11 protein-coding genes are annotated in these 12082 nt (G+C 64.3%); 6 read left to right on the top strand and 5 right to left on the bottom strand.

Annotation, left to right across the window (positions count from 1 at the left end):
• Positions 1-42: 42 nt before the first annotated feature.
• Positions 43-969, bottom strand: a complete 927-nt coding sequence (locus tag J2X24_RS06395) for an alpha/beta fold hydrolase (RefSeq protein ID WP_209718391.1) — start codon at positions 967-969, stop codon at positions 43-45.
• A gap of 327 nt (positions 970-1296) precedes the next feature.
• The gene (locus J2X24_RS06390) at positions 1297-1575 is read right to left on the bottom strand and encodes a hypothetical protein (protein ID WP_209718388.1); all 279 of its coding nucleotides are present in this window, start codon (positions 1573-1575) and stop codon (positions 1297-1299) included.
• A 480-nt stretch (positions 1576-2055) separates the two neighbouring features.
• On the opposite strand from J2X24_RS06390, the gene J2X24_RS06385 reads away from it, so the two are divergent.
• Positions 2056-2430 carry a response regulator gene (locus tag J2X24_RS06385; protein WP_209718385.1) on the top strand — a complete coding sequence of 125 codons (375 nt, stop codon included), beginning with the start codon at positions 2056-2058 and terminating at the stop codon, positions 2428-2430.
• A gap of 33 nt (positions 2431-2463) precedes the next feature.
• Here the strand turns inward: J2X24_RS06385 and J2X24_RS06380 are convergent, their stop codons facing one another.
• From J2X24_RS06380 to J2X24_RS06370, 3 genes are all read right to left on the bottom strand, one after another.
• Positions 2464-3684, bottom strand: a complete 1221-nt coding sequence (locus J2X24_RS06380; protein WP_209718382.1) for a TadE/TadG family type IV pilus assembly protein — start codon at positions 3682-3684, stop codon at positions 2464-2466.
• A gap of 61 nt (positions 3685-3745) precedes the next feature.
• Positions 3746-4888: a 2OG-Fe(II) oxygenase gene (locus tag J2X24_RS06375; RefSeq protein ID WP_209718379.1), complete on the bottom strand. Its 1143-nt coding sequence runs from the start codon at positions 4886-4888 to the stop codon at positions 3746-3748.
• A 120-nt stretch (positions 4889-5008) separates the two neighbouring features.
• Positions 5009-5716, bottom strand: coding sequence for a DUF922 domain-containing protein (locus J2X24_RS06370; protein WP_209718376.1), 708 nt, complete (start codon positions 5714-5716; stop codon positions 5009-5011).
• A 329-nt stretch (positions 5717-6045) separates the two neighbouring features.
• On the opposite strand from J2X24_RS06370, the gene J2X24_RS06365 reads away from it, so the two are divergent.
• The 5 genes from J2X24_RS06365 to J2X24_RS06345 all read left to right on the top strand — a co-directional run bounded on the left by J2X24_RS06365 (position 6046) and on the right by J2X24_RS06345 (position 11929).
• On the top strand, positions 6046-7749 hold the full coding sequence (locus J2X24_RS06365; RefSeq protein WP_209718373.1) for a hypothetical protein: 1704 nt from the start codon (positions 6046-6048) through the stop codon (positions 7747-7749).
• 11 nt (positions 7750-7760) lie between these two features.
• On the top strand, positions 7761-8816 hold the full coding sequence (locus J2X24_RS06360) for a hypothetical protein (protein ID WP_209718370.1): 1056 nt from the start codon (positions 7761-7763) through the stop codon (positions 8814-8816).
• Positions 8803-9495 (top strand): hypothetical protein, encoded by a 693-nt coding sequence (locus J2X24_RS06355; protein WP_209718367.1) that lies wholly within the window; start codon positions 8803-8805, stop codon positions 9493-9495. The genes J2X24_RS06360 and J2X24_RS06355 overlap by 14 nt, the downstream gene beginning before the upstream one ends.
• A 432-nt stretch (positions 9496-9927) precedes the next feature.
• On the top strand, positions 9928-11511 hold the full coding sequence (locus J2X24_RS06350; protein WP_209718364.1) for an MFS transporter: 1584 nt from the start codon (positions 9928-9930) through the stop codon (positions 11509-11511).
• A 166-nt stretch (positions 11512-11677) separates the two neighbouring features.
• A complete protein-coding gene (locus J2X24_RS06345) occupies positions 11678-11929 on the top strand; it encodes a copper-binding protein (RefSeq protein WP_245344498.1) in 252 nt (83 codons plus the stop codon).
• Positions 11930-12082 lie beyond the last annotated feature (153 nt).

Genomic DNA, 12082 nt, shown 5'->3' with positions numbered 1-12082 from the left:
CTTCTTGGCACTTTTCGCCATATCGCTCTAACCAGTTGGTTTCTACTTTGTCACCGCCCCCGCCCAGCTTTTCGCACCGCTTTCGCCGTTGAGAAACGGCATGGCGGTCGTGAAAACCTGCGGCGCCAGGAACATCTCGTAGTGCGTCAGGTCGGGCACGATGGCCAGGCGGTTCTTCGCCATGTGTTCGCGCTGCCAGCCAGCGTCCATAAGGCCGCCGCCCAGCATCTTGTAGAAGTCGACGACGTGCTCCGGGCGGACCATGTCGCTGTCGCCGTAGATCAGCATGACAGGCATGTTGAGCGCCCGGACGGCGGGAGTATAGTCATAGGGTTCGCGCATCATCGCGCCCATGGCGTCGAGCAGCTTCGGGAAGTCCTCGGGCCTGGGGGCGACGGCGGCGTAGGTCGTGTACATCGGCGTGTCCTTCATAAAGGGCGCCATGGCCGCCGAGACCTGCGCCTGTTGCGGCAGCATCTCGGCGAAGAAGCCTTCGCGGCTGAACGGGGCTGACACGACCACCAGCCGGCGGACGCTTTGCGGCGCATGGGCGGCCATGTTGACCGCCGTCATGCCGCCGAAGGAATAGCCCAGCACGTCGACCTGCTTGTAGCCGAGCGCCTTGGTCAGCTCGGCCATGTCCCTGCCGATGTCCGCAGGATTGATGGCCCGGTCACCGAGGGCGGTGCGGCCGTGGCCCTGCAGGTCGACGGCGATGACCTGGCGGCTTTGGGTCAGAAGCGGCAGGATGGGATCGAACATGTCGATCGAGCCGAGGCCGCCATGCAGCAGCAGGAGCGGCTCGCCCTGGCCGTGGATCTCATAGTAGTAGTTGATGCCGTTGATCTGCTTGTAGCCGGCCTTGACGGCGGCCTGCGTGGCCTCGGCGGGGGCGGCGATGGCGGGGGTGGTGACCGCCGCGGCCATGAAGAGCGCGGCGAAGCCGAAGGGGAGGATGGATTTCAGCATGGCGATGGTCCTGTTTCTGAGTGGCTGATATCAGGACAACGAACGGCGATACGCCGGATCGACAAGGCCATCAATTTTTTTTTGGTGGTGCCCTATGGCCCGTTCCAAGGTTCGCGGATAGAGCGGATTTACCCCTCCGTCACGGCTATGTCCTCAGGACGTTCGTCCTTCAGACGCGCCGCGCCACCTCCCCATTGGCATGGGGAGGTGGGGAGCCACCTTCTGTATTCAGGGAAGCGTTTCGCCTGAAGCGGGGCCGCACACTCCCTCCTCCCCACGCACTGGGGAGAGGGACGCCGAAGGGGGAGGGGTACTTCTGCAATCCCCTCAGGGCATCGGAAACGGCTGCGCCATGCCGCTGCCGATCGCCAGCATGACCGCGTTCTGGTTCGATGCATAAACCGCGCGTTCGTGTTTCTCACGGGCGACGTGCACGCTCACCGTCGCGGCCAGGACGAAGCTCAAGGCCGCGCCCGCAGACCACGCCAGGTAACGCTGGCCGCGCGCGATGGCTTCGGGGCTGTCGGCGAAATCGTCCTGAGGCGCGGCGATCGCCGCCTCAGGCGGGTCCATAAGTCCGTAGGCGGTCCCGGCTCCGGCGCGCACGCGTTACTCTCTCGGTTCGATGAAGCGGCTGGCCGTGGCCAGCATGGCGGCGCCGACCAGCCAGGCACAATCGAGCCATGCGGTCAGGTCGGGTGTCAGGGCGTCGGCCACGTCGGTTCCTCGATTAACTTGAGCGTCTCAGCTGGCGGCCCGGATGCTGAGGGGGGCTAAAGACCCGGGCCGCCAGTGAGGAAGCGTCACCAGAGTCGGGACGCATCGCCATCATCGGACGGTCCGCCGTAAAGACGCGATGTGGTGATGGTGGCGCGGCCATAAGCATTTGCTCGCGCCTTGCAAACCGTTGTCAGGACAAGCTAAAAATATTCCCGTTATCCGGAAATAAGACCGCCGGTATATTTCATAAAATATCCGAATATTCGGCGCTTAGGGCTTCGCTATAAAGTGGCGGACGCGCGGCGCTGCAAACTTACGGGCATATGGCTACCTTGAAAGCGAATCGCCACAAGGGGACTTTTGCTTATGCGCGTGCTGATTGTCGAAGATGACCAGATGCTGGCCCAGACCCTGATGTGGGTCGCCGAAGAGCAGGGCGACGAAGCCCGCGTCTGTCACAATGGCCGCGACGCCATTGCCACGGCGCGCGCCATCCAGCCCGATCTCGTGGTCGTGGACATGGAACTGCCTGACATGGACGGCACCGAAGTCTGCCGGACAGTACGCGCCGATGCGGAAACAGCCCAGGCGACCGTCGTCGCCCACACCGCCTTTTCCGACACCGCCCTGCGCCAGAAGGCGAAAGCGGCCGGCTGCCACGCCTTCTTCGTCAAGGGCGTCGATTTCCGCAACCTGATGGCCCTGTTCACCACCATGCACGCGCGGCTGGCCACGTCCTGACGGGCTGGCGCGGTCCACGGTTGTCGTAGACTGCTATTTCGACAGGGTCGCGTTGTTGCGTCTCGGGCCGACGCCGTCGGGTACCGGCACGCCCGAACCGCCATAGCCGCTGTTGATCACCAGCACCGGGTTCTTCTCGACCGTAATCGTGTCGGCGACGATGATGCTCCACGCCGAGTCCTGCGCGACATTGCCGGCAGTCGAGACCTTCAGCTCGGCGCCCGGAATGTAGATGGTGCCGAGAAGCTTCGAGACGTGGTCCGAAGCGATGCTGAACGATTGGGTATTATCGCGCGTCGTCACCAGCAGGAAGCCGGCGAATGGGCCTGACCTGCGCGCGCCCAATTGCACGACCGCACGGTCGGCGAAGGTGATTTTCTTGGTCGAGCCGAAGATCAGAGTCACGTCGTCGCCGCGAAGAGTGGCGTTTTTCTTCGCTTCCAGGTCGTCCATGAACCAGTGTTCGCCCGGTTGCAGGACCAGGGTGGCGTCCTGGTCGACGATGTAGTGTTCGCAGTGGACGCCCGCCGGGAGGAAGATGGTCGTGCCCTTTTCTTCCTTGATCTTTTTAGGCTTGCCTTCGCATTCCGTCGAGGGGTTCAGGTTCATCGCAGCGAAGGGGTCGGGGATGGCCATGGCGCCGGCATTGCCCTGAGGTGACACAGGGCCGGTGACCGTGCCCACCGCCTGGGTCTTGGTGGCCTGGATCATGGCGCCCGACTTGACGGTCACGTTCGTATTGGCGTGGATGGCGCAGCCCGTGGCGCGGACGCGCGCCTGATCGTTGATGTCGATCCCGCCCTTGCCCTTGCTGGCGGTCTGAAGCACGCACAAGGGGACCGAGCCCAGGTTTTCGGCGGTGGCGGTGACCTTGATTTGTGCGTCGCCGAAGCCCATGAAGCCGGCAATGGCCTTATGGTCGGCCGTCGCGTCGACCGTGATCGACTGACGGTCGGTGGCGACCGTGGCGACGAAGTGGACATCGGATTTTATGCCGGCGTCCGTGATGGCGCGTTGCGCGGTGGCAATCGCCGTGCCGACAGGTCCCTGGTCGGTGGTGGACGCTACCGACAATCGTCCGGCCCCAGCCAGAGCCCCGGCATCGACCGCGTCCTGAAGCCGGGCGCGTTCCGCGTGCGTGTTGACCATCTCAAGCGCACCGAAGGCCGCAAACAGGACCGGCACGGCACACAGCGCCATCACCGTGGCGACATTGCCCGTCCTGTCTTTTCCAAAGCCTGTAAGCGTACGCATTAACTCTCTTGTCGTTTGTGACAGAAAAGCAGCAAAACGGTGAAGATTTCGGAAACCGAACCTATTCACCCTCAACGTACGGTGTGACAGAGCCGTCGAGGAAGGCGTTGTTGGCTTCGCGCAGCTTGGCCGCCGCGTCGTCGTACAGGAAGGGCAGAAAGGCGTAGCGCTGTCCCCGCGTCACCTTCGACACCGTGTGCAGCAGTGAGCAGGAAAACACGACCGCGCCGCCGACCGGCGGCCGGAAGCTGCGCGTGCCATATTCCGGGAAGGTCAGGTCGCCGCCGTCGAAATCGGCGTTGAGGTTGATCGACACGGCGAACTTGCGGTGGGCCGTGCCCTTGGTAGTGTTGTCGCGGTGCGGCCGGAAGTGGCCGCCATCCTCGGCGGTGTAGCAGGCGACGATGTAGCGCTCCATGCGCGTGACGTCGAAGTGAAATGCCTTGAGGATTTCAGGCCTTATCCGTTTGTGCACGCACGTCCGCAAGGCGTGCATGGTGGCTTCGTCCTCGATGAGGAAGTCGCGCCGGCGTTTGAAGCCATGGTCGTGGACGACCTTGGTCAGGCCGTCTTCCTCGCGCATGAAGCCGCTGTCCTGGGGGGCGCCGGCCTCATAAGCGCCGATCAGTTGCTGGCACAGCTCCGGCGGGACGACGTTCGGCAGGTAGAGGACGGGCGCCATGATCTCCGGACCGGCGAAGCGGCCGGGCGGGGGCAGGGCGGCGATCATGTCGAGTATGGCGCCAAGATTGCCGGCGTCGGGCTCCATCGGCCAGGTCTTCATGACGCGCAAGGTCGGATCGACCAGCACCCAGTAACGGCGATAGGCGTTCTCCTGGCCGCCGATGGCGGCGGTGCCGTAGAGTTTGGAAATCGTCCGGTCGAAGTCCCAGAAATGCCTTTGCCCTGGCAGGACCTCCTTCAGCCGGCCCTCGCTCTGGTCGGTGGGATCGGCCGAGACGCCGAAGAAGCAGACATTGGCGTCATCGAAAAGTGAAGCGCGCGCTTCGATCAGCTTCAGTTGCGCCTGGGCGGTGTCATCGCCGGCGCTGCCGAAGAAGCCCAGCAGGATATAGCGGCCGCCCAGCGACGAAAAATCGAACTGCGGGTGGCAGGTCGCCGCCTGGCGGAACCACGGCGCGGGGTCACCGGCTTCGAGCTTGCGGTAACGCGGCAGCAGGGCCAATGACGATACGTGATCCATGACGCGACGAACTCTGGAAAATTGTTACTTTGGCCGTATAGGGTAACATGGCAATGTTTCCATATGCTTACCGCTTTGGCTTTGGTATTATTGTACTGATACGTGGTGCTGCCGGGCCCCCTATAATGTCGGAAACTTGTCGCTTTCGACCAGGCCGTGCTGCGTTTCCCGGTCATATTCAGCATTGCGGGCGTCGATGCGCGCGAAGACCGCGTCGGCGGCCGCGCGCGCACCGGCGCAGTCGCTGTGGCGGATGGCCTGGGCGACCGTCTCCATCTGGCTGTAGGCGATGTGCAGGTGGCCTTCCTCGTGGGCGATCAGGCCTGCCTGGGTCCTGTTCCAGGCGACGCGGTCACGCGGCGACAACTCATCGTACTGGGTCAGGCGCGGCAAAAGGACGGTGCCGCCAAACCGCATCTTCACCCGCGCCGTGTCGCAGCCTGAGCCATCGGCGCGGCCGGCATATTCCCAGTTCATCCGCCAGGTGGTGGTGCCGTGGGCGCGGAAGCCATCGCGCTTGTCGACCGGGCCGTGGGCCGCCATGTAGTCGAATATGGCCTTCCCGTCAGTGCCGGGGACGTCGTACCAGGTGATGGTGACATTGGGAAAGCGTTTGAGCCGCGACAGGTCCGGTTCGGACGTCGCGTCAGCCGCAGTTTCCGGCGACGTTTCGGGTGGCTTCAGGGCGGCATCGGGCGCGTTGGCGCCCAGCATGGCGACGATCCGCCAGGCGGCGAGGCCCAGCAGGACCACGACGACGGTGGTGTAGACCGGGCCGCGCGCGGTCGCGGGCGGATTGGAACGGTCCTGTCGGCGGCCAAAGCTCATGCAAAATCCCCTCACGCCACGCCTTACCGTAAAACGGTTGCGACAAGCCTAATACCGGACGCGATGGTGGATCGCGCCGGACGCCGTGGGGCAGGCTGTTCGTGTATAACCTGGCCTAGCCGGTTGTGCGGGGCGGGCTGGAAAAGGCGACCTATGCGGCGCTGGCCTGCGCCGGCATCCTTGCGGCCATGTGAACAGCAGCGCGTGACACTTTTTCGCCTTAATGGTTAATGATGGATTGACTCAGGGTTTATTTGCTCATAACATCAACTTTTGAGTGCATTTTTCAATCTTTTCAATAACTGCGTTTCAGCTTCGGGGGCGAAGACGTGATATCATTTCTTGCGGTGCGCCATTGCGCGCGCGCCATTATCGTGGCTGCGGCCGTGTCTTCCGTGGCTCTTTTGACGGGGTGCGCCGGCGTCAATGTCGAAGGCTATACCGACGACCCGGAGAGGGCGAGGGCCGAATATAACGAGACCCATGCTTCGCCTCAGCGCGTTTCTCCGGTCGACACGTCCGACAAGCTCTATCGCGCCGTGACCTATGAGAAGGCGCCCGGCAAGCTGCTCAATCCGGCGGCCAAGGGCGAGGCGGTGGGTTTCAATGAGGCCATGAGTTACTTGCTGGCGGCGCGACTGACGATGATCAAGAAGGCGGCGCATCGCGAAACCTTCGATACCGTGACCAAGGTCGGCGTCGACATCGGTCTTTTCGGCGCGGTCCTGAAGGCGCCGACCAAGAATTCCAACGATCCGGTGCTCAACTTTTTGACCCTGGCGGCGGCGAGCGACAAACTCAATCAGGACGTCAAGCCGATCCGCGTCGCGCTGGCCTACCGCGCCGGTGTCGACACGCTTGATTGCATCCACGATACCGCCCTGCACATCCAGTCGGGCATCATTCACGCCAGGAAGTATTTTGGCATCACCGCGCATCCGCAAAATGATCCAGCGACATTCAACCGGCAGTTCGAAGCCGGAGCGGCTAAAACCAACAACAGTATCGTCGCGGTGGAAAACGGCCTGGCCGTCGTCAGGGACGATGTCCGCAGGATCATGGACGCGAAGGCGAAGGTCGCCGAGCTGGGGATAACCGCGCCATCCGATCCGGTGGACAACGACCTGACGACGGCGCTCAATGCCGGCCAGTCGGCTTCGCAAAGCGCCGCTGCGGCGCTCACCAACATCCGGACGGCGTTAACGCGGGACGACATGGGACGGCGATTGAGCGGCAGCGTCCAGCGGACCGTATCCGCCGTGTCAAAGGAGGCCATCCGGCGCTCTCCCGACATCCAGGACATCAAGGCCTCGGCAAAAGTATTCGCGAGTTACTATGCGTTCGGAACCGACATCGTCAAGGCCGAGACCGAGGCCCGCAAGGGGATGACCGCGGCGTCGACCGCGTCGCGTGGCTCGGCGCCCGCCGGCGGCGAGGGGGTGAGGCTTACCGCCGGCCAGGCGGACGCGCTGCGCAGGCTGAAGATCGCCCGGGACAACGCCCGTACCCATCTGGTCATGTTGAACGTCAGTCTGAAGACCCTGCGCGGCGACCTTGCCGAACTGCCGGTGGTGACCGCCGATCAGGACTATACGCCGCTTGACCGCTGCGTGTTCTCGGCTGACGACGCGGCGCCCATCGGCGTTGATCCCAAGGTGGTCGAGATCACTGCCAAGGGGGAGGGGGCGTCCGTCAAGCTGGACGGCGACGCGCCCTATGGCGTGCAATGGCTGGACGGACAGCCCGACGGCGTGACGACCGCCTTCAATGCCGCCGGGGATGCGCTTGAACTGAAGGCCGGGGACAGCGCCAAGGCCGGGACCAAACGCTTCCGGCTGTTCAATGTCGCGGGTTCGAAGTCCGGGGAAATTGCCCTGACGGTGAAGGAAGCACAGGCAGCGCCGCCTCCGCCTCCGCCTCCGGCTCCGGCCCCTGCGCCGGCTCCGGCTCCCGCACCTGCGGATAGTGGCAACCCAGGCCCGCCGCCACCTCCGCCGCCTACGACGGGTGGCGCACAACCGGCCAGCCAATAAAGGAGGCGGCGATGCAGACATCCGCGTCCGTTCCCCCGCCACCACCCGGAGTCCCGGCCCGCGCCGCCGGGTCGCCACGCCGGCCGCTGTTTCCCGATTATCCCATGTCCGGCGGCGCCTGGTACATCTTGGGCGCCATCTGCTGGCTGGTGGCCCTGGTTGTGATCCCTTGGCTCACGCCCACCTTGCTGGTCGATGGGAAGTTGCTTACCCTCGCGCCCGCCGTCCTGCTGGGTACGCTGACCGGCAGCGCTCTGTTCATGATCGGCGCGGGCATCAGCATCACCGGTCTTCGGCGCGGCATCATGCTGGGCGGGCGCAACACCTTCAGCCTGTCGCGCCTGCAGATGGTGCTGTGGACCTGGCTGATCCTGAGCGCCCTGATGGCGCTGGCCACCGTGCGCGCCTGGGGGATGTTTCCGGGCGTCACTGACGCCGGTCCCGGCAATGCCCTGTCGATCGACCTGGACGGCAACCTGCTTGCGGTCATGGGCATAGCCTTCGGCTCGGCGGCGGTGACGCCCGCCATCCTGACCCTGCAGACCCGGGACGATACCGGCTATCCGCCGGTGGCGACCTTCCGCTCCCGTCTGCGCGGCATGGCCTTCGTGCGCGGCCGGGTCGTCTACCGGGCGACGTCGCGGGAAGCGCGCTTCGAGGACCTGATCAAGGGCGACGACACCGGATCGGCCGGCGCCATCGACCTCAGCAAGGTCCAGAACCTGATGCTGACCGTCATCCTTGTGGGCTATTACCTGGTGATGCTGTTCGACCTGTTCCGCGATTCCGCCGCCTTCGGCGCGGTGGCGGCCATGCCCGGCGTCTCCGCCGGCATGCTGACCCTCCTGGGCATCAGCCATGCCGGCTACCTGGCCTACAAGGCGGCGCCGAAGCCTGGAGAGCAGGCGCGCGAAGGACTGGTGGCCTATGCCGGCCCGGGGCAGGGCGTGCAGGCGGCCGGCGCACCCGCGTCGCCTCCGCCGGCCGCACCCGCGAACGTCGCACCGAAGACCGGTAGCGATAAGCCGGCCGCGAGCCGCAAGGGAGGCAAGGATGCTGAAGCCTAGCTGCGGTACGCGTATCCGCCGTGGGGATTCCACCGATGTCTGTACGGCGGGGTGTCTGGTCACCTATTCCCATCAACCGGACAAGGTTCTGCTGTTGAGTGTCTGCCACGGGCTGGTCAGCAGCTCGGCCACGCAGGGCGATCTCATCTTCGACGACGCGACCGGCAAGGCGCTGGGGCGGCTGGAAACCTGGGCCGCCTTCACCGACCAGATAGATATCGACGCCGCCCTGGTGTGGATCGATCCGGCGCGGATCGGCATCGACATCATGGGGTTGGGGGTACCGGCCGGGGCCGCGACCCGGAGCGGGATCGGTACGGAGTTGTCGATCTTCACCATCGGCAATCCCCGCGTCTCGACTATCGAAGCGCGCGCCGACGTCACCGTCCACGTAACCGGCGCGGGCGGATGGGTGCGCGACACGCTTTACCGTAAACAGATCATTTGCCGCGAACAGTTTAGCGCCAGCGGCGACAGTGGTGCGATCGCCCTGAATGGGCAGGGACAGGCGGTTGGCATGGTGGTGGCCGTGACGGACCCCGGCGAAACCTGGGGCGTCGAACGGCACACCATCATAACACCTATCGACGCCATTACCGGCTATCTGCCTTTCGGAGACACTCTGACAGTCCTGAGGGGGCTGCCGGCGAAACCGTCGGTTCCAAGCCTGCCGTCGTAACCGCGGTGCAAAAAAAGCCTTCAGGTCCCTGACCTGAAGGCTTGGGGCCATGACTGTTTGTTGGCTAACTCCACCCCTAGGGAGAGGCGGACTGGTCTTATGCGAGCTGACAAATACACATCAAATCTATGATCTTGGCGAAACAGTCGTACGGCCCGATTCCGGTCGCTTACGCGGCGGCGGCCATCAGGCGTCGATATCCGTCCGCGCGGTGGAAGCGGACCCTGTCAGCGCCCGCCGGATCGGCCGGCCGCCGCCAACGAAGGGGCGGTAGCACTCTGCCGGTTTCGCGTCTCAAGACCTTGAAATCGTACTATGTTGCTACGTAGCAACTGGCTGCCCTCAGCTTTATGCTGCTAAGCTCATGATAATTAAGCTTTATTTTTGCGCATAAACCGCTAGCCTCCTCAAAACAAAAAAGGCTGGGAGCTTATGGACGCAAAAGTTTTTATGGACCGCAGGGGCGTATGGGCCTTTGCGCTGGGGTGCGTATTCGTCACCGTCGGTGTGCTGATGCACATCCCCATGTTCTGGATGGGTAAGGACATGGGCTTCCACCTGGCCGGCATGGCCATGGGCTGGGATATGATCCTGGGCATGTTCCTGATCGTCGCGGGTATCGGCGTCGCTGCCTACGGCCTGCTGCCGAAAGCCGTCGGAGACCAGATGGAGGCCGCGTCACGCATTTCGGTCCATGCCCCGGAAGACGCGCCTTTGAGCCCGGCCCACTGGGGCCTGATGGTGGTGCTGACGGTCGCCCTGGTCATCGACGTCATGAAGCCGGCCAGTCTGGGCTTCGTCATGCCGGGCATGACGCACGAATACGGCGTGCCGAAGTCGCAGGCCGCTCTGGTGCCGTTCTTCGCGCTCGTCGGTACGGTCACCGGCTCGATCCTGTGGGGGATCATCGCCGACATCTATGGCCGCAAGGCGTCGATCCTCTTGTCGGCGGTGGTCTTTGTCGGCACTTCGATCTGCGGCGCCATGCCGTCGCTCGGCTGGAACATCGGCATGTGCTTCCTGATGGGGGCGGGCGCCGGCGGCATGCTGCCCGTCACCTATGCGCTGCTGGCCGAGACCATGCCGTCGAAGCACCGTGGGTGGGCGCTGGTCCTGGTCGGCGGGCTTGGCGGCGTCGGCGGCTATTTCGCGGCGTCGGGCTTTTCGGCCCTGTTGGTGCCCGACTGGAGCTGGCGCATCCTGTGGCTTCTGAACCTGCCGACCGGTCTGGTCCTGGTGCTTATGGGCGGACTGATCCCAGAATCGGCCAAGTTCCTGCTGTCGCGCGGCCGGCGGGATGAGGCTTATAAGGTGATGGCGCGCTTTGGCACCAAGAGCCATACCCTGTCCGAAGGCGAGGAGGACGAGGCCGACACCTTTGCCCACGGTCATCACGACGGCCCGCAGCCCAAGCTGTGGACGCCCGGCCTGATCGGCGAGACGGCGGCGCTCTCGATCGCGGCCATCGCCTGGGGACTGATCAATTTCGGGCTTCTGCTGTGGCTGCCGGCCGACCTGGTCGAACGCGGCTATGACATGGGCACGTCGTCGAAACTGCTGGCCTCATCGGCGCTGATCGCCTTTCCGACCGTGTTTCTCTGCGCGTTCCTGTACAGCCGCTGGAGCACGAAATGGGCGCTGACCGCCGCGATCGCCGTGACGTTCGCGGGCCTGGCCTGGGTGCTGGGCCTTGAGATGTTCGGCGGCAGCCCGGTCTTTCCGGTGGCGCTGCTGATCGTGGGCTCGAACGGGTTGCTGGCAATCCTTTTGCCCTACACGTCCGAATGCTATCCGCTCAAGGTGCGCGGGCGGGCGACGGGCTGGGTGGCGGCCTGCACCAAGGCCGGCGGCGTGCTGGCGCAATCCTTGAGCATCACCGCGCTGGTGCCCGCCCTGGGCATGGCGGCGCTGATGATCATGGCGCCGATCGCGCTCGCTCTGGGACTGATCATGCGCTACGGCAAGGAGACACGCGGGCTGGACTTGCGCGATCTGGAAAAGCCGCGCGATCACTAGAGCGATGTTCAAGCGGAAAAGTGTAAGCGGTTTTCCGCTTGAACATCGCGATAAATCAAAACCAAGGGAGGATTGGATGCGGTATATATGTCTGGCGGTCGCGGCCGTGGTTTTGAGCGGCTGCAATCCCGCGCCGTCGCAGGAGGGCGCGCATGGGGGAATGGAGATGTCCACCGTTTCCCAGGCCGCGGTGGTCAAGACCGGCACTGGTACGGGCGTCGTGAAGGCTATCGATGCGAAGGCGGGGACGGTGACCATCGACCATGAGCCGATCGCGGCGGTCGGCTGGGGCGCGATGACCATGAACTTTCCGGTGACGCCGCCGTCCTTGCTTGACGGCGTCGTGGCCGGGCAGACGGTGACGTTCGACGTGACCGTAACCGACAACAAGCCGGTGATTACGGGGATACGGAAGTAGGCGGTAACGCCGCTGGAGACGGACCCCTCCACCGCTGCGCCGTCGCTTCGCGGCGCTGGCGGTCCCCCTTGTATCTGGACAAGGTCGCTGAGTTGTACTGAAGCGATGGTGTCCGGGAAGGTATGCAGCCTTCCCGGACATCGGCGGCACGCC

Origin of the sequence: Asticcacaulis solisilvae, assembly GCF_017875235.1 — a bacterium.
Taxonomy (GTDB): Bacteria; Pseudomonadota; Alphaproteobacteria; order Caulobacterales; family Caulobacteraceae; genus Asticcacaulis; species Asticcacaulis solisilvae_A.
The sequence above is the reverse complement of the archived record's forward strand: the minus strand, read 5'-3'. Positions and strand labels throughout refer to the sequence as shown.